Origin of the sequence: Streptomyces sp. NPDC093598, assembly GCF_044764825.1 — a bacterium.
Lineage (GTDB): Bacteria > Actinomycetota > Actinomycetes > Streptomycetales > Streptomycetaceae > Streptomyces.
The window spans coordinates 15,516-33,692 of sequence record NZ_JBIWIV010000021.1 but is presented as its reverse complement, the minus strand read 5'-3'; the positions used below and the strand labels follow the sequence as shown (position 1 = coordinate 33,692).

Sequence of the window (18,177 nt, the reverse complement as noted above, 5' to 3'; positions counted from 1 at the left end):
AGACCCACGCAGAGCGGTGGGTCAGCCTGGGGTGGAGCCGGTCCCAGGCCCTGGCGGCTGCGGTGCCGTACAGACGGGTCTCGGTCACCGTCGCCGCATCGGGAGTGTTCCAGGTGGCCGGGTCGCCGAAGACGAACTCGCCGCCGTGGCGAGGCGGACGGCCCCGGGTGCCCGGCTCGCGGGGCGGGGCCGCCCGGTGCAGGACCCGGTCCGAGCGCATCCGGCCCAGCACCTGCACCGGCAAGTCGTTGAGCAGGCGGGCCAGGCGGGGCACGTCGTATCCGACGTCCACCACGATGAGGATGTCCGGGTCGTCGTCCTTCCACTGCCCGGCCTCGATCAGCCGCTCGATGAGCTCGCGCATCTGCCGGGCGGTCACGGTGGCGGCGTCACCTGGCGCCAGACGCAGGGCGTCCAGCGGCGCGGTCCAGGAACTGCGGCCTGTCTCCAGCGCGCAGATCACCGAGTAGCGCCAGCCGGGGACGGAGATGTGCTGGTCCTTGCCGCGCCCGTAGGTGTGGCACAGGATCCGCTGCGGTGAGGTGTGGGCGTCGGGGCGCAGCCAGCAGGTGATGTCGGCGGCCAGCACCAGCCGGCCGTCCGCCGCCCGCGGCAGCGCCACCGTGGCCAGTCGCCCGGAAGACCGGCCTGGCGCGCGCGCTCCAGCGTGCCCAGCCCGAGCGAGGAGTGCCCGTCGCAGCCGGGCGATGTCCACCGCCCCGCGGCCAAGGCGTCATACAGCCCGCCGTGTCCACGGCGGTGCTCGCCCACCAGCGACAACTCCACCAGCGAGCGGACCGGGCCATCCGCACACAGCACCGCGTCGGCCAGCTCGAACAGCGCATCCGAACGTTTGGTCAGGCAGGCATAGAACTCGCCCGGGAAGCGTGACAGTTCCGCGAACGGTTCCTGCCGGACAGCAGGGTGCAACAGACTCATCCCACGGCCTTCGTGCTGGGTGTGTGCGTTCCTTGGTCGAGCACATGGTCAGCCGAAGGCCGCTTGCGCATACGGCAGTTACCAACCCGAGTGATCAAGTACGAGACGCCGTTCGAGATCCCAGGTTAAAGATCAAGCTAGGTTGTGTCCGCAAAGCGGTCGGGGCGTTGGTCGGTTCGTGGTGCGTCGTCATGAGTTGACTGATGAGTCGTGGGCGGTGATCGAGTCGTTGCTGGCTCCGCCGCGGATGGGCCGTCCGGTGCGGGACCGCCGTCAGGTGGTCAACGGCATCCTGTGGAAGCTGTCCACTGGTGTGGCCTGGCTGGACCCGCTCGAGCCTTATGGGCCGTGGAAGACGGTCTACGAACGCTTCCGTCGCTGGTCGGCCGACGGCACCTGGGAGCGGCTCCTGGCCCACGTCCAGCAGCACTCCAATGCTGTCGGCGCAGTCGACTGGACGGTCGTGTGCGTGGATTCCACGACCGTGCGGGCTCACCAGCACGCGGCCGGGGCGCGAAAAGGGGGGGGTTGGCCGGGTGAGGCGCTCGGCCGGTCCCGCGGCGGGCTGACCACGAAGATCCACCTCGCCGGCGACGGACAGGGCCGCCCCTGGCGACCACGATCACCGCCGACAACGTCAACGACTGCACCCAGTGCGAGCACGTCATGGCCCGCATCGAGCCTCGCGCGCCGGGCGGCCGCCGTTCGCAGTGACGCGGATCACGGGAAGGGGCGTCGACCGAGCGGACAGTCCACGGTGACGGAGGAAATACCCGGGCGGTGCGCCGACACGCGCACCGCCGGCCTCGCGCCGAACCACCGGAAGCGGTCCGGAACGGTAAGCGCCCTGACGGCTCCGTCCGATCCCCTCGAAGGAGGCTGCTTCCCCGTGCGCAGAAGAATGAGAACAGCCGCGCTGGCGGCACTGACGGTGAGCCTGCCCGCAGCTCTACTCGCAGGACCTAACCCACCGGCACATGCGGACCCGGCTCCCCGAACAGACAGCACCGGCACCCTGCGGACCGTCACCCTGGTGACCGGTGACCGCGTCACCCTCGACAACCGCCACCGAGTGACGGTCGAGCCCGCCGAAGGCCGCGAGAAGGTGGCGTTCAAAACCCAGCGCGTCGACGGCCATGTGCACGTCATACCCTTCGACGCCGAACTGCTGCTGGCCCGCCGGCACATCGACGCCCGGCTGTTCGACGTCACCGGCCTGGCCGACATGGGCCTTGGCGACCGCCACCGGTCCGACCTGCCGCTGATCGTGACCTACAGCAAGGGCGAGGCCCCTCCGAGTGAGGAAATGGCGCGTGCCGCCACGGTCGAACGCCGGCTGCCGGCCGTCAACGGTGCCGCTGTCAGTGTGCGCAAGTCAGGTGCCACCGCTGTCTGGGAGACTTTCACGGACCAGTCGGCGGACACGGCACGCCGGACCGCGCCCGGCGTACAGCGAATATGGCTGGACGGGAAGCGGCGCGCCGTGCTGGACCGCAGCGTGCCGCAGATCGGCGCACCTGCCGCGTGGAAGGACGGGTACGACGGCACGGGAGTCACCGTCGCCGTGCTCGACACCGGGATCGACTCCGGTCACCCGGACTTGAAGGGCCGGATCGCGGGCGAGCGGAACTTCTCCGACGACCGGGACGCGGTGGACCGTCACGGTCACGGTACCCATGTCGCATCCACTGTGGCCGGCTCCGGTGCCGCATCGGCGGGTAAGCACCGGGGTGTGGCCCCCGGGGCGCGCCTGCTGAACGCCAAAGTGCTCGGCGAGGACGGATCGGGCACCGAGTCGGGCATCATCGCCGGCATGCAGTGGGCCGTCGACCAGGGCGCCGAGGTGGTCAATCTCAGTCTCGGCGGCGAGGACACCGAAGGCACCGACCCCATGGAGGAAGCCGTCCAGACGCTCTCGGCGAAGACGGGAACACTGTTCGTGATCGCGGCGGGCAACGACGGCGAGTTCGGAGCGCGCACCATCGGTTCACCGGGCAGCGCGCCGGCGGCGCTGACCGTGGGCGCCGTGGACCGCGCCGACACCCTGGCTCCCTTCTCCAGCCAGGGCCCCACCGCGAGCGGCGGCCTGAAACCCGACGTGACCGCTCCGGGCACGGGCATCGTGGCGGCCGGCGCGGCCGAAGGCGGAGAAGGCGATCCTGCCGGTGACGGCTACGTGTCGATGTCAGGCACCTCGATGGCCACCCCCCATGTGGCGGGAGCCGCCGCCATCCTCGCCCAGCGCCACCCGCAATGGGACGGCGAACGCCTGAAGGCGACGCTCACCGCGTCAGCGAAGCCCGCCCCCGGCCACTCCGCCTACCTCCAGGGCAGCGGCCGGATCGACGTGGCGGCTGCTGTGGAACAGCGCGTCACAACTTCCCCCGCCGCCCTCGACTTTGGCGTCCAGCGATGGCCGCACCGCGACGACCCACTGATCAACAGGGAGGTCACCTACCGCAACTCGGGCGGGCAGTCCGTCACACTCGACCTCTCCGCACAGGCCTCTGGCATGGACGGGAAGCCCGTCTCCGAAGGCATGTTCAAGGTCACGCCCGCACGCCTCGTCGTCCCCGCCGGTGGCACCGCGACCGCCACGGTGACCGCGGACACCAAGGCCGGGGACAGCGACGGGACGTTCGGCGGCGCTCTGCTCGCCACCGCCGACGGCAAACCGGTCGCCCGCACCGCGCTCGGCACGGAGCGCGAGGTCGAGTCGTACGACCTGACGATCCGCCACCTGGACAACGGGGGCGCACCCACCGGCATCGCCCACACGGCAGTCAAAGGGACGGAGGCGGCAACCGGTTCCGTCTGGCGGACCGTCGGCGACGCGGACGGCGAGGTCACCATCCGGCTGCCGCGCGGCCGTTACGCGCTGGAAGGCACCATGTACGCGGACGCCGAGGGCAAGGGGGGTGCCGCCGTGCTGTTCCGCCCCCGCTTCGAACTCACGGCGGACGCGACCGTGGTGATGGACGCGAGGACCGCTGGACCGATCGACATCACCACCCCGGACTCACGGGCCGTGAGCATCGAGCGGCACGTGTTGTACGAGGTGAACGGCCCCTTCGGATACGGCAGCTCCTACCGCCTGCCCCCGGATTCGGCACAGTACCGATTCGCCGGGACAGGACCGGCGGTACCGCTCAATGAGGCTCCCCTGCTGATCGCGGAGGTCTTCAGCAGCCCTTCCGCCACCTACCGCCTGGCCTGGAACCGTCCGGCTTGGTCCTTCAGCGGGCTCAACGAGCAGGTGCGCCGCTCGCAGCTCTCCGAGGTCACGGTAACCGCGGGAGCACCCGCCGCGGGGCGTACGGCCGTTTTGGTCGCCGGGCCGTGGACGCTAAACGGCCTGGGCTGGACGGGCGTCCAGACTCCCGAGACGGCGTTGCCAGCGCGACGGACGGAGTATCTGCTGCGCGGCAGCGACGTGCGATGGGAGTACGACTTCCACCAGTACACGCCCGGCGGGGACGGTGGCGAACTTGTCTGGGACGCCACTCTGATGACGGCTCCCATGACCTTCACCCGTGACCGCCACCAGCTGCGGATGAACTTCGGCGTGTTCGGTCCGGTCCTGATCAGCGAGGACGTGCCCCGGCACCTGCGGACCGGAGCGGTCAGGAAGGGCAACACCCTCCGCGCCAACCTGCCACTGTTCGGTGACGGCGCCGGCCACTCCGGCCAGTCGGCCTACGCCAAAGCCCGCACTTCCCTCACGGCGGACGGCGAGGACATCTTCACCTCCGACCGTCCCCTGACCACTTCCGACGCCCTGGTCCTGCCCGAGGACGAGCGCGCCTACCGCCTGACCACCGAGGTGTCCCGCCCCCTCGCGACTTCTCCCCTCAGCACGCGCGTCACCGCCGAGTGGACCTTCCGCTCCGCGCACGTGCCCGACGACCAGGAGAGCCGCCTGCCCCTGTCCGCCGTCCGCTTCTCCCCACAGCTGGCGCCGGACGGTACCGCCGCTGCCGGCACCCGCTTCGAGGTCCCGTACGCCCTTCAGGGCGCGGCGGCGTCGGGCGGTGTGCAGTCCCTGAAGTTCGAGGTCTCGTATGACGAGGCCGGCACCTGGCGGCCGGTGACGCAGGCCGGCGACGGGCGGCTGGTCCTGCACCACCCGCGAGGCTCCGGCTCGGTGTCCCTGCAGGTCCACCTGACCGACACACAAGGGAACACGGTGCGGCAGACCATCGACCGTGCCTACCTCCTGCGCTGACTCACGTTCGCCTCGGCCCGCCGGTTCCCGATCGACGGGCCGACTCCTGTCCGCCTCCGCGTGTCAGGCAGACCCCCAGCGGGCGAGGTCGCGGTTGATGCAAGTTGCCATAGAGGGGAGTGCACGGATTCCGCGCAGACCCGGAGCCGGGGATTGTCGTCCGCATCGATGACGCAACCCGCTTCCTCAGGCGTTCATCGTCGCGAACGCGGCCCACACGTGACCCACACGCTTTCGGTGATCGACGGGGAGGCCGAGACGATCGCCGAGTTGGAGATGATCGCCCGACGACGACCTGGCCGGCGGAGCCATCTGGGTCGCGATCAGGCTGCACCGCCTGCCCACGCTGATCCACCTCGCTGGAACGGGTCCTGCGGCCTCGCCTGAGCACTTGCCCGCCCTGACGTTGCCGGAGCGGTTCGGGGGCACCGGCCAGATCCGCAGGGCAGGCCGTCAGCTACTGATCGTCCTTCTGCTGCCGAAAGCGCTCAGGCGGGGCGAGCCGTTGATCGAGGACATCCTCGCCGCCCCTGGACGAGCAGACAGTGACGGCCGGGCGAATCGAGAAACTCCCGGTGCCCACCCTCTTTCGAAGGTCCTGACGTCGATGCCGGGAGTCGGCGTAATACCGGAGCCAGGATCCTGATGAGGTCGGCGACGGCAGCACCTTCCCGACCGCCGACCGCTTCGCCGCCTACGCCGGTCGCTGCGGCGGCCCGGAGGCCGGGCTCATCGTCCACGGTGAACAGCCGTCCCAGCGCGGGAAACAAGCTGAAACGCGCCTTCACTGGCGCCGGCGCGATACCTCTTGAGGCGGTTGACCCCGCACTCGACCGCAGGGCATCCCCGGTAGGCGGCCGGGTCGAAATACGGCGCAACGAATGGCTGTGATCATGGGCTGCCCGGGTCATGGCCTCTGCAACAGCGCAATGCTGTTCGGCATCCATAAGGATGGTCGCCTCATGCGGACCGCAAGCTTGTCGCATCGCGCCGTCCGCCGTGGAAGCCCCGTGCTGCGATTACGCACCGGATCAGCTCGTTTGAAAGGGTGCAGCGGATTCCGCGGCGGCGCAGGTCCACTCGACGGGGAATCCGATCCTGACCGCCGCAGGAGGTCCACGAACAGGTGACCGTGACCTTCGCACACTCCGGCCGGGATGACCGAGCGTAGATGCCCGTCAGCGCCATCCGGTTGGCCATCTGCCGCTCTGACTGGCTCCAACAAAAGCTGCTGATCATGAGACTGCCGGCCTCTCTGCTCGTACGTCTGGGTATGGGAAACCGTCAGTCGCGGCCGTGGATCGTGTCGGACGAGCTGTGGTCGTTGATCGAGCCGTTGATACCGAACCCGGGCCCGAAGGCCGCGGGCAGACCGCGGGTGCCGGACCGGCAGGCCCTGTCCGGGATCCTCTTCGTCCTGCACACCGGCATCCAGTGGGAGTACCTGCCCCAGGAGCTCGGCTTCGGCTGGGGCATGACCTGCTGACGGCGCCTTGCGGCCTGGAACGAGGCCGGCGTCTGGGACCAGCTCCACGCTGCTGCTGAACGAGCTGCGGTCGAAGAACCAGCTGGACTGGGGCCGGGCGGTAATCGACTCCTCGCACGTGCGGGCCGCCCGAGGGGGCCCAAAAGCGGGCCCAGCCCGGTCGACCGCGCACGGCCGTGCAGCAAGCACTACTCATCGTCGACGGACAGGGCATCCCGCTCGCGGTGTCGCTGACCGGCGGCAACCGCAACGACGTCAACCCCACTCGAGCCGCTGCTCGACAAGATCCCGCCGTCGCTGGCCAGGTCGGCAGACCCCGACGACGCCCCGACGCGCTGCTGGCCGACCGCGGCTACGACCACGACAAGTACCGCCGCCTGCTCTGGCGGCGCGGAATCCGTCCCGTGATCGCGAAGAGAGGCGAGCCTCACGGTACCGGCCTGGGCATCTTCCGCTACGTCGTCGAGCGCACGATCGCCTGGCTCCACGGCTTCCGCCGCCTACGCATCCGCTGGTAACGACGCGACGACATCCACGAAGCATTCCTCGGCCTCGCCACCTGCCTGATCACCTACCTTCACGTCCGACGCCTTTGGTTAGGACCTCTAACTGATCGTTTCAGAATGAGGTTCGGAGTCGTCTCAAGCAGGTGATGCTGCAAGCGAGTTGAAGCAGGCCGAGGTGGAGGTCGGCACGTATCTCGTAACGGATCCGGAGGCGCTTGAACTGGTGGAGCCAGGCGAAGGTTCGCTCGACGACCCAGCGGGTCCTGCCCAGACCGGAGCCATGGGTCGTGCCCTTGCGGGCGATCTTCGGTGTGATGCCGCGGGCCCGCAGGAGGCGGCGGTACTTGTCGTAGTCGTAGCCGCGGTCCGCGAACAGCCGGCCCGGCCGGTGCCTCGGGCGCCCGCGGACCCCGCGGATGCGCGGTATCGCGTCCAGCAATGGCATCAGCTGGGTGACGTCGTGACGGTTTCCGCTGGTCAGCGAGATAGCCAAGGGGGTTCCGTGGCGATCGCTGATCAGGTGGTGCTTGCTGCCCGGACGTGCCCGGTCGACCGGCGAAGGTCCGGTGTGAGCCCCCCTTTAGACCCTGACATGGGAGGCGTCGATGGCCGCGTCGTCCATGTCCAGCAGGCCCGCGGCCCTCAGCTCGGCCAGCAGCACCTCGTGCAGCTGCGGCCAGACACCAGCCTCGGTCCAGTCCCGCAGACGCCTCCAGGCCGTCACACCGCTGCAGCCAACCTGTTCAGCCGGAACATCCCGCCAGCTCACGCTCTTGCACAGCACGTAAACGATCCCCCGCAGCGCGTCCCGGTCATCCGCCGGCAACCGCCCGGGATACCGGTGCCGCCGAGACGGACGAGCAGGCAACAGCGGGGCCACACGTTCCCACAGGTCATCAGGCACAAGATCAGCAGACACCCAACAGATCCTGCCGACAGAACACCCAACCGCCAAGCCTCACAACGAACTTCATTCTGAAACGATCAGTAAGGGGTAGCGACAGAGGAATGAGTGAAGGAGAGTGAAGAAGCGAGGCCCTGATCCGCCGGACGGGTCAGGGCCTTCACGGTGAGCGATGCCTGGGGATGCGGTCAGCCGCCCTGTGCCGGGGTCTGCTTGATGTCGTCGACGACGGCCCGCTTGAGGACGGCACTGGTGAAGTTCACCGTGCCGGGCTTGACCGGAGCTTCCGATCCGTTCAACTGCTTGACCTGAACGGAACGCTCACCCAGGAACACATGGGTCTTCTTGTCGAAGATCCATTCTTCCCGCGCGCCGCTCGTCTCGTCCAGCCGGGCCACCGCGACGCCGTGCCGACCGACCGCGTCCTCCGCCTCGTCGACGACCACCACACCTGGGATCTTCGCAGCGGCCTTGAACAGCGCCGGGTACAGCTCCGCCGGCGGGTAGCTCTCGCGGAGCAGATCCCCGATGGTGGTGAAGGCCTCCTGGTCGGGGGAGCTGCCGTGGCTCTTGGTCTCCTTGTAGATCCTGGCCAGCAGTTCGTCAGGATCGGTAGGGAGCTCAGTGAGGTAGTTGTATGACGGATTGTTCAGGTATGCCTGAGGGGTGTTGCCCTGCTCGTCGGGGAGGCTGAGGGGCTCGCCCTTGGGGTTCTCGTTGACCATGGGATCGATGAGCCAGCCCTTCTTGCCGTCCGGGGAGTTCCACACCTGTCGGCGGTGCAACTCGTGGCTGGCCAGGGTGGTCTTGTCGTCGACCGTCTTCAGGAAGGTATCGGCGATCTTGGACTCGATGTAAATGTACTGGCCGGGCTTGACGGCCGGGCGGGACCCTTGGGCCGCCGCCAGCGAGATGCGGTCCAGCAACTGGGGCACTCCCTTGGTCGACGCGGCGCCGATTTCTGTGGTCAGGGCCGGTCCGGTGGCAACACCGCTGCCCCTGCCTCCGCTGCCGTTGTTTGTCACTATCGCGGCGGTGACCATTCCCGCCAGGGCCACCGTCATTGCGGGCAGCGCGATCGCCGGACGCGGCAGCCGCAAGCGCCGCGTCTTGGCGGGGGCTGCCGACGCGGTGCGCTCATCCAACTGCTTGGCGTGGATCTGGGCCATCAGACGCTCCTTGTGGATGTGGTGACGGCCCGTCGGCAGGTCTCGCGCTGTCCCGGACAGCAGTCGTGCGCTCTCATCCCACGCGGCTGAATTGTGCCGGGACGTGTTCGCGTTCATCGGTTTCCTTCCTGTGCGGGCCGGATGGTTTTTGCGTTATCGCCTCTTACCTGTCGGCAGGGGCGGACGCCTTCCCGTTTTCCGCCCACCTTTTCGGAGCCGGTTTGGGCGGAACGGTGTGACAGCTCGCTCACCGGGCGGCCCGTTTCTGCGCCGGGAGGCGTCGATTCGATCACGGTCATCGAGCGCAGCTTCTTGCGGGCCCGCGAAAGCCGGGACGCGACGGTGCCCACCGGAATTCCGAGCGCTTCGGCTGCGGCCTCGTAGTCCAGGCCCTCCCCCAGGCAGAGGGCGATGACCTCCCGCTCCGGCCTGCGCAGTGCGGCGAGTGCGGTGAGGGCCGCCGCCAGTCGGCGCCGGTCGTCGATCCGGTCGGCCACCTCGTCGGCATGATCAGGCACGGACAACTCGGCCGCCGCGGCGGCCTGGGCCGCCGCCCGGTAGCGCCGATTGGTCCGGTACTGATTACGCGCGGTGTTGGTGGCGATACCCAGCAGCCAGGGTCGTAGGGAACCACCCTCGGGGTCGACCTTGTCGCGCAGCCTCCATGCCTCCATGAACGTCGCGGCCATCACGTCTTCGGCTGTCGACCAGTTGGCTGTCAATCGGAAAGCATGGTTGTAGACAGCGCGGGCGTAGCTGTCGAAGAGCTCGGCGAACGCGCTGGATTCCCCGGCCCGTACCCGGGTACGCAGATGAGTACTCACCTCAATGAGCTGTCCGGCACCCCGCACCGGCTTCCCGTGGCCTGCGTCACATCTGGCTCCGGCGGGGCTTCCCGATCGACGGGACCTGCCCACGCTGCTTCGTCGGGGCCGGTCACACATTCCTCCACCTCGGCCTGGCAGCACTTCCGCACGCGGACCCTCGCCATGTACTCCAGGTGGTGAGCTCGTTCACGGTAAGCGTGAGACATCGCGAACCTCAGTGTGGCCTGCGTAGGCGTATCCGGTCCCGTTCCGGCGGTCCTGGTTGACCGGCCAGCCGAGCGGCCGAATACCTTGTGGCCACCGCCCGGTCCAGGCCCGGAACGCCCCCGGCGGGGCCGGGCGAGTTGTGGCTCGCGCGCCCTGCTTGTTGAGAAAGAGGTTGGCGTCCTGAGCGAGTGCTCTTTATCTGGCCCGGTCAGCCGTTGTCCGCCGTCTTCACAGCGGCCCGCACGCCCTCGGGGCGGCGAGCCGCTGTCACGTCTGCTTCCGCCGCCTCATCGCGGATCGCCGTCGGCAGGCAGGCGGAGCGTGAAGGCGGATCCCTCCCCGAGGGTGCTCTCGGCCGACACCGTGCCGCCGTGCGCCTGCGCGAGGTGACGGACCAGGGGCAGGCCGAGACCGCTGCCGCCGGTGTGGCGGTTGCGTGACCTCTCCGCGCGCCAGAAGCGGTCGAACACCCTGGGCAGGTCCTCCTCGCTGATCCCGGTACCGGTGTCCGTGACGACGATCACGATGTCACCGCCCTCCGGCCGCGCCCGGAGACCGACGTGTCCGCCGGGTGGTGTGTGCCGCAGGGCGTTCGAGACGAGGTTGCCGACGGCCTGGCGCAACCGCACCGGATCCGCCGTCAGCACCAGTCCTTCGCCGGTGTCGGTGCAGGTGTCGGTCGTCAGCCTGATCCCGTCGCGGTCGGCCCGGGCGCGGTGCGCCGCGGCGATCTGCTCCAGGACGTCGTGGACCCCCACCCGTCGCAGGTTCAGCCGCAGATTCCCGGCGTCGGCGGCGGCCAGGTCCTGGAGGTCGTCGATGATGTGCTGGAGGAGCATCGCCTCCTCCAGCACGGAGGAGATCAGGTCGGGGTCGGGCGCGAGACCGTCCTCTGCGGCCTCCAGCCAACTGCGGATGTTGGTCAGGGGCGTGCGCAGCTCGTGCGCGATGTCGCTGACGATGTCCTTGCGCTGCTGCTCCATGCGGAGCCGGCCTTCCGACATCTCGTTGAAGGCCTGCGCGAGGATGCCGGTCTCGTCGTGCCTGGTCACCGGGACGCGCACCGGCGAGCGCGCGCTGTGGCGCGCCGCGTCGGTCAGCGCGCGCAGCGGGCGCACCAGACGTGTGGCCAGCACGGCGCTCACCGTCACGGTGAGCGCCAGGACCAGGCCGGTGACGCCGGTGACACGCAGGGCATTGTCCCGGGAGAGATCGAACTGGGGGCCCTCGGCCCCGCCGGGCGTGGTGACGAAGAGCAGCGCCATGGGGGCGACGTACCGGGCGAGTTGCTCGCGCCGGGACTGGGCGACGCATTCCTCGACCGTCCCGGCGTGCTTGCCGAGCGGCAACTTGGTCAGCCATGTGAAGTCGGGCCTGACCTCCGCCCCTCCACTCAGTCCCCGGCGTTCAAGACACTCGTTGACCAGCACGTTGAGGTGGCGCAGGGCCGGGCGTTCGGTGGCGGTGGGCCGGTTCAGCCGGTCCGTCTCGGGGCATGCCTCGCCGAGGTACACCCCCTGGCTGGGCGCGGCGAGCCTGATGCGAGGGCGGCCGCTGGGGGTGTCGTCCCTCGTGGCCGCGACGCGGCCGGCGTTCAGGCAGGCGACGGCGTCGTCCGCGACGGCGCGCAGCGCCCGGGCCTCGTGCGCCGGGAGCAGATAGGGTCCGGTCGCCCGGGGGTCGATGCCGTCGGTGGCGGAATTTCCCGCGGTGTCCGCCCCGGCGTCCGCGCGCAGGGGGTCGATGACGGCCGAGGCATGCCGGGGCAGCGGGGAGTCCTCCCGGGAGGAGGCGGCGATCAGCGTGCGCTCGCCGGTGGTCAGCACGATGCGGCGGCTCGTGTCCCGGGCCAGCCTGCGCAGGGTGGGTTGGACGCCGTTCCAGCCGGGGTGGGCGGCCGCGTGGGCGGTGAGAGTGTCATGGATCATCCGGTCGTCGGAGATGGCCTGGCCGTTTTCCTGGCGAATGGCCCGGGTGGTGCTCTGCACGGCGAGCCAGGCCGTGGCCGCGATCGAGCAGACGGCCACCAGGACCGAGGTGGCGATCAGACGTGCCAGGAGGCTGCGACGCAAGGGCACAGTGGGACGTGTCATGGCCGGCGGCCGCCGTCGTGACCGGTGCCGGAGGACAGTTTGTAGCCGACGCCGAAGACCGTGACCAGGTGGACCGGGTGCTGCGGATCCGGCTCGATCTTCCTGCGCAGGTTGGCGATGTGCACGTCGACGACCCGGTCGCTGATGTACCGGTCCGACCCGCGGGTCATGGCCAGCAGCTGGGAACGGGTGAAGACCCGCTCGGGCTGCTCGGCCATCACCGCCAGCAGCGCGAACTCGCCCGGGGTGCAGCTCACCGGCTTCCCGTCGTACCGCACCTCGTAGCGCTTCGGATCCACGGTCAGCGCACCGACGCCCAGGACGTCGTTCTCCGGCGCGACCGGTGCGGCACGGCGCAGCAGACTGCGGATGCGGGCCATCAGCTCCCGGGGGCTGTAGGGCTTGGTCATGTAGTCGTCGGCCCCGATGTCGAGACCGAGGAGCAGGTCCTCCTCGGTGGACCGCGCCGTGAGCATGAGCACGGGGAGGCGGTCGAACTCTCGGCGCAGCATGCGGCAGACATGCAAACCGTCGAGCCCGGGCAGCATGAGGTCGAGGACCAGGAGCTGGGGCAGGCGGGCCCGGGCGTGTTCGATCGCCGTGTGCCCGTCGTGGGCCACGGTGACCGTGTGTCCCTCATGGACCAGGTATCTGCGGACGACCTCCGCCTGTTTCTCGTCGTCCTCGACGACGAGTACGTGCGCGCACATGGCTGCGACTCTAGGCCGCGCCCCAGCGGCCTGGTCGCTTCCTGGCGTCAGCTTGGCGGGATCTTCATATCCGCCGATCAGCATCTGCCGCATGACGAATCTCTTGGACCGCTCCCCGCGTGACCGCACCGGCTGGACCCGAGCGCTGGCACTGACCGTGGCCAGTGTCGCCCTCCTGGGACTGACCGGCTGCGGTGACGGGGACGGCGACAGCGAGAAGGAAACCGGCGTCGCCTCGGTCTCGCGCTCGGGTGACGCGCAGAACCCGCGCGAGGCGGGGAAACGGTCGGTGTCCCCCTCGGATCCCGACGCGGGCCGGCCGCAGCTGCGGCTGGACACCTCACCGGAGGAGGAGAACCGGCTGGAGCAGATCTACTTCACGTGCCTGCGGGACGAGGGCGTGCCCATGACACGCACGGCGGAAGGCACCCTGATGCCCGACAAAACGAGGATGTCGGACTCCAACAGCTTCGCGGCCGAGTACGGCGCCTGCCGGTCCAAGGCGCCGCTTCCGCCGCCGGAGTTCGACGCCGAGAAGAACCCCGACTGGGACGAGGGCTTCCGCAAGTGGCTCACGTGCATGAACGAGCGCGGGCTGAAGGTCAAGGCCCTGCCTGATGGCCGGGGGTTCACCTTCCTGCCCATGAAGGTGGTGCCACCTGACGTGCAGAAGATTCAGGACGAGTGCCAGAAGAAGGGCTTCAGCCAGTGACGGTTCCGGACTCCTCAGACCTCCCGGACTCCCCCGGTGCACTCCCTCCGCGCGCGGGCCGGCGGCCGTGCCGTCCGGTGCGGCGGCGGATCGCCTGGGTGGTGGCCTTGGCGGTGACCGGCACCGCCGGTATGGCCGGTGTGGTGGCCATGCGCGGCGACGACACGCAGCACGCGTCCGGCAGCGCGGACGTCCCGGTCCGGACGGTCGCGGTGGTGCGCACCGACCTGTCGAACTCCATGACGCTCAGTGGCGAACTCGGGTACGGCCCGGTCCGGCAGATCAAGGGCACGGCCGGCGGCCTGGTCACCTGGCTGCCGGACGTCGGGGCGACCGTAAAACGCGGCGGAACGCTGTACCGGGTGGACGACCGTCCAGCCGTGGTCTTCTTCGGCGAAACGCCGCTGTTCCGCAGTCTGGACACCCCCGGTCTGGTCGGCCCCGACATCAGGACAGTCGCGGACAACCTCGAAGCTCTCGGATACGACATCGGACGCCAGCCCTCGGTCGGCACCGTCGTCCGGCAGCCCGCCGCCTCGCCGCCCCCGCCCGAGCAGCCGCAACCATCCGGCAGTGGGACTGCGGCCGACGCCGCGTCCCCGAGCGGTGCAGCCGCGCGGCGGTCTTCGGACCCGCCGAAGAGCGCCCCGCCCGGCCCCGGCTCCTCGACCCCCGCGTCGCAGCGCGTCGAGGAGGGCGACGCCGTGCTCACGGACGCGCTGATCGCCGTGGTCAAGCGCTGGCAGGCATCCGCCAACCTCCCCGCGACCGGCGTTCTCGGCCCAGGCGACGTGGTGGTCACCACGTCCGCGGTGCGGGTCAGCGCCGTGCAGGCTCAGACCGGTGACGAGGCGGCCGGCAACCTGCTCTCGGTGACGGCGACCCGCAAGGTGGTGACGGTTCCGGTGGACGCCCGCGACATCGGAGCCATCACCCGCGGCGCCCGGGTGCGGGTGACGCTCCCCGACCAGTCCTCGGCCCAAGGCGAGGTCACCCAGATCAGCAGCGTGGTCACCAATCCGCAGGGCGGCGAGAGCGACGGCACGGCACGCCGCATGGACGTCACGATCGAGGTCGACGACGCCGGGACGGTACGGCGTCTGTCCTCCTCCACGGTCCAGGTGGAATTCACCGGCCGCGTACGGAAGAACGTCCTCGCCGTACCGGTCAGCGCGCTGCTCGCGCTGGCCGAGGGCGGCTACGGCTTGCAGCGTCCCGGCGGCTCCCTCGTGGCCGTCAGGACGGGTCTGCTGGCCAGGGGCATGGCCGAGATCAGCGGGCCGGGCGTGAGGGAGGGCATGAAAGTGGTGGCGACCTCTTGAACGTCCCGGTACTCACCGTGCGCGACGCCGGCATGGTCTACCCGGGCGGGGTCACCGCCCTGGAAGCGGTGTCCCTGACCGTGCACCGGGGGGAACTCCTCGCCATCGTGGGCCCGTCCGGATCGGGCAAGTCCACGCTGCTGAACATCATGGGGACACTGGACCGGCCCACCAGCGGCACGGTGGAGATCGGCGGGCAGGACATCGCGCGTCTGCCCGACCGCCGCCTCTCAGCTCTGCGGGGCCGCTGGCTCGGGTTCGTCTTCCAGCAGTTCCACCTCACCCCCGGCCTGACCGCCGCGGACAACGTGACCACCGGCCTGCTCTACGCCGGGGTGCCGCGCCGCAGGCGACCCGCTCTGGCCCTCGAAGCACTGCACCGGGTGGGCCTCGCGGAGCGCGCCGGCCATCTTCCGCACCAGTTGTCGGGAGGCGAGCAGCAGCGGGTGGCCATCGCCCGCGCCCTGGTCAACGAACCCGCTCTGGTCCTGGCCGACGAGCCGACCGGGGCGCTGGACACCGCGAACGGAAACGCCGTGCTGGAACTGCTGCACACGCTCCACCGCGAAGGCACCACGATCGCGATCATCACCCACGACCGGGACATCGCCGCATCGCTGCCCCGGCGGGTCGAGATCCTCGACGGCCGTCTGGCCGCCGACACCGCGACGGAGGGCCCGCGATGAGGACCCCACTCACCCGCACCCCCACGCGCACCGCGGACGAACGTCCCGGCGGCACCCGGGGTGACGCCCGGCCAAAGGCGGGAGGCATCGCTGCGCTCAGCAGGCCGGTGCGGCTGACCCCGGCCGATGTGGTCATGCTTGCCGTCGCCGGCGTCCGCTCCCGCAGATTGCGGTCCGTGCTCTCCGCCCTGGGCATCTCCCTCGGCATCGCCACCATGATCGTGGTGACCGGCATCCCGGCGTCTGGGCACAAGGCGCTGATGCGCGAGCTGTCCGCCCTGGGCACCAACATGCTGCAAGTGGTCCCCCTGCCCGACCAGAACCCGCCCGTGCGGCTGCCCGAGAAGTCGGTGGACATGGCGGACCGTATCGGTCCGGTGACCGTGGCCAGCGCGGTCGCCAACACCAACACGGTCATACGGCGCTCCGACCGCGCGGACGCCGACGACTACCTTGGCATCACCGTCCTGGCCGCCAAGCACAACCTGCTCAAGGCGGTGCACGGCGATCTCCGCCACGGCCGTTTCCTCGGTCCGGCGTCCGACCGGCTCCCGACCGTCGTCCTCGGCTCGACGGCCGCCTCACGGCTCGGCGTGCCCCGGCTCGGCGCCGGCCTCGGCACGCCAATGGTCACCGTCAACGGCACGTGGTTCACCGTCGTCGGCATCCTCGATCCCGTTCCGCTCGCTCCCGAACTGGACCGGGCGGCGCTGGTCGGCTGGGAGACGGCCCGTGACCGGCTCCGCTTCGACGGGCATCCCACGGTGATCTACGTCAACGCCCGGGAGGAGGCCCTGGAGGACGTCCGGGCCGTACTGCCCGCCACCGTCAACCCGGCGCTCCCGCAGGCCGTCCGGGTCAGCCGCCCCTCCGACGTGCTCGCCGCGAAGCGCGCCTCCGAGAACAACGCTTCGGCGCTCTTCCTCGGACTAGCCGCCGTGGCCCTGCTCGTGGGGGGTGTCGGTGTCGCCAACACCATGTTCATCTCCGTGCTGGAGCGCCGCCGGGAGATCGGACTGCGCCGTGCGCTGGGCGCCAGCAGGGGCCAGATCCGCAACCAGTTCTTGGTGGAGGCTGTGGCCCTGTCGGCGTTCGGCGGCGCGGCCGGCAGCCTGCTCGGCGTCCTCGTCGTGGTGGGCTACGCCCTCTCCCAGGGCTGGCCGCCCGCGGTGCCGCCCGGTGCGGTGCTGGGCGGCTGCGGGGGCGCCGTGCTGGTGGGGATTGCGGCGGGTGTCTATCCCTCGATCACCGCGTCCCGGATGACCCCGAGCGAGGCGCTGAGCACCCTGTGAGACGGCCGACCTGTGCGCCTGCCTCCCGCCGCCGCGGCGCTCTCGGGCCGACGTGGCGGACTGTCCGTCCCACCGCCCGGATGCCGTCCGTCCACCGCTCGCGTGGGCCAGGCCCTCGGTGCACACTCCGCACCGGCCGGCTCGCACCCGGCACGCCTCACTGTCGTGTAGTGCGCGCGCCGGACGGCGGCCGGAAGGCGCTGCGGCAAGGAGAAATGGGCCGGGTAGCAGAGGTGGACAAGGGGGCGCGCGCCAAGGTAGCAGACCTGGACAAGGGGTCATGCGCGAACCCGGCCGCACCTGGAGAAGGGGTGCCGGTGCGCGCCAAAGTGCTGGGCATCGTCGAGTGGTGCGCACCAGAGTGGAGTCCACTCTGTGGAACCCATCGGGTGGGATCCACTCAGTGGGCTCCACTCGGTGGAGTCCATCGAGTGGGCTCCATCGAGTGGACGGTGTCCGGCATCGTCACCACAGCCAGGCGTTGGAGTGCCGCATCCGGGACAGGGCGCGGGCGTCGCGGCGCGCGGCCGCGTTGCCGATCCGGTTCTGCCGGGACCGGGGTCGGCGCGACTGCCCGGCGGCGAGTCGGCGCCGCCCGGCGTCCTGGAGTCGCCGCCTCTGCTTGCGCAGCTCCTGCTTCTTCGCCGCCTTGGACTTCAGCTTCCGGGAGCGCTTCCAGATCGGCTGCCATCCCAGGGGCTCATCGGGCTCGGCTCCTGGTCCTCGTTGAGCGCGGCGGCCATCTTCGCGCGGGCCGCATGGGCGCGTGCGAGTGCGTCGTCGGGGTTGGGGCGTTCTTCCGGGGTGCTCATGCGACTCCTCCTGGGGTCCGGCCCGGTGTGTGCTGGGGGCGGGCTGCTGGGTGTGCGGCAGCGGGGCCGTCGCCGAGGCGGACAGACACCGGGCCCGGTCCTCCAGCGGGAGGGCCGGGCCCGGGCCATGGGACTGCCGGGTCAGCGGCCGATCGGCTCCGGGTGGCGCTCCCTGCGCGGGACGGGTCGTCGACGCCTGTCTCGTACCAGGGCTCACCGCGCTGTAGCCGGGGCAGGGTGTTCACCCAGACGTCGACGGCGATGCCCTTCACGTCGTCGGCAAGGGC

The 18,177-nt window shown here is 70.2% G+C and carries 10 protein-coding genes and 5 pseudogenes; 8 read left to right on the top strand and 7 right to left on the bottom strand.

Annotated elements, in window-relative coordinates; translation table 11 throughout:
• Positions 1–4: 4 nt before the first annotated feature.
• Positions 5–939: pseudogene (locus tag ACIRDU_RS35645) on the bottom strand (transposase); the annotation flags it as partial.
• 142 nt (positions 940–1,081) lie between these two features.
• On the opposite strand from ACIRDU_RS35645, the pseudogene ACIRDU_RS35640 reads away from it, so the two are divergent.
• From ACIRDU_RS35640 to ACIRDU_RS35625, 4 genes and pseudogenes are all read left to right on the top strand, one after another.
• Positions 1,082–1,644: pseudogene (locus ACIRDU_RS35640) on the top strand (IS5 family transposase); the annotation flags it as partial.
• A gap of 328 nt (positions 1,645–1,972) precedes the next feature.
• On the top strand, positions 1,973–5,164 hold the full coding sequence (locus tag ACIRDU_RS35635) for a S8 family peptidase (RefSeq protein ID WP_403587728.1): 3,192 nt from the start codon (positions 1,973–1,975) through the stop codon (positions 5,162–5,164).
• 1,273 nt (positions 5,165–6,437) lie between these two features.
• Complete coding sequence (locus tag ACIRDU_RS35630; RefSeq protein ID WP_403587725.1) at positions 6,438–6,650, top strand: transposase; 213 nt, start codon at positions 6,438–6,440, stop codon at positions 6,648–6,650.
• 173 nt (positions 6,651–6,823) lie between these two features.
• Positions 6,824–7,168 (top strand): annotated as a pseudogene (locus ACIRDU_RS35625) (transposase); the annotation flags it as partial.
• A gap of 100 nt (positions 7,169–7,268) precedes the next feature.
• Here ACIRDU_RS35625 and ACIRDU_RS35620 read toward each other — a convergent pair.
• The 5 genes and pseudogenes from ACIRDU_RS35620 to ACIRDU_RS35600 all read right to left on the bottom strand — a co-directional run bounded on the left by ACIRDU_RS35620 (position 7,269) and on the right by ACIRDU_RS35600 (position 13,066).
• Positions 7,269–8,075: pseudogene (locus ACIRDU_RS35620) on the bottom strand (IS5 family transposase).
• Between the two features lie 173 nt (positions 8,076–8,248).
• Complete coding sequence (locus tag ACIRDU_RS35615) at positions 8,249–9,346, bottom strand: CU044_5270 family protein (protein ID WP_403587722.1); 1,098 nt, start codon at positions 9,344–9,346, stop codon at positions 8,249–8,251.
• Positions 9,343–10,053: an RNA polymerase sigma factor gene (locus ACIRDU_RS35610; protein ID WP_403587719.1), complete on the bottom strand. Its 711-nt coding sequence runs from the start codon at positions 10,051–10,053 to the stop codon at positions 9,343–9,345. Before ACIRDU_RS35610 ends, ACIRDU_RS35615 begins: the two co-directional genes overlap by 4 nt.
• Before the next feature lie 497 nt (positions 10,054–10,550).
• Positions 10,551–12,341 (bottom strand): sensor histidine kinase, encoded by a 1,791-nt coding sequence (locus tag ACIRDU_RS35605; protein ID WP_403587915.1) that lies wholly within the window; start codon positions 12,339–12,341, stop codon positions 10,551–10,553.
• A gap of 11 nt (positions 12,342–12,352) precedes the next feature.
• Positions 12,353–13,066, bottom strand: a complete 714-nt coding sequence (locus ACIRDU_RS35600; RefSeq protein WP_351364805.1) for a response regulator transcription factor — start codon at positions 13,064–13,066, stop codon at positions 12,353–12,355.
• Positions 13,067–13,157: 91 nt separating this feature from the next.
• On the opposite strand from ACIRDU_RS35600, the gene ACIRDU_RS35595 reads away from it, so the two are divergent.
• The 4 genes from ACIRDU_RS35595 to ACIRDU_RS35580 all read left to right on the top strand — a co-directional run bounded on the left by ACIRDU_RS35595 (position 13,158) and on the right by ACIRDU_RS35580 (position 17,078).
• Entirely contained in the window at positions 13,158–13,778 is a 621-nt protein-coding gene (locus tag ACIRDU_RS35595; protein ID WP_403587716.1) for a hypothetical protein, read from the top strand.
• Between the two features lie 113 nt (positions 13,779–13,891).
• Entirely contained in the window at positions 13,892–15,100 is a 1,209-nt protein-coding gene (locus ACIRDU_RS35590) for a hypothetical protein (RefSeq protein WP_403587713.1), read from the top strand.
• A 32-nt stretch (positions 15,101–15,132) separates the two neighbouring features.
• Positions 15,133–15,786 (top strand): ABC transporter ATP-binding protein, encoded by a 654-nt coding sequence (locus ACIRDU_RS35585; protein ID WP_403587912.1) that lies wholly within the window; start codon positions 15,133–15,135, stop codon positions 15,784–15,786.
• On the top strand, positions 15,783–17,078 hold the full coding sequence (locus ACIRDU_RS35580) for an ABC transporter permease (protein WP_403587710.1): 1,296 nt from the start codon (positions 15,783–15,785) through the stop codon (positions 17,076–17,078). The genes ACIRDU_RS35585 and ACIRDU_RS35580 overlap by 4 nt, the downstream gene beginning before the upstream one ends.
• A 465-nt stretch (positions 17,079–17,543) precedes the next feature.
• Here ACIRDU_RS35580 and ACIRDU_RS35575 read toward each other — a convergent pair.
• A pseudogene (locus ACIRDU_RS35575) lies at positions 17,544–17,890 on the bottom strand (hypothetical protein).
• Positions 17,891–18,177: the final 287 nt, after the last annotated feature.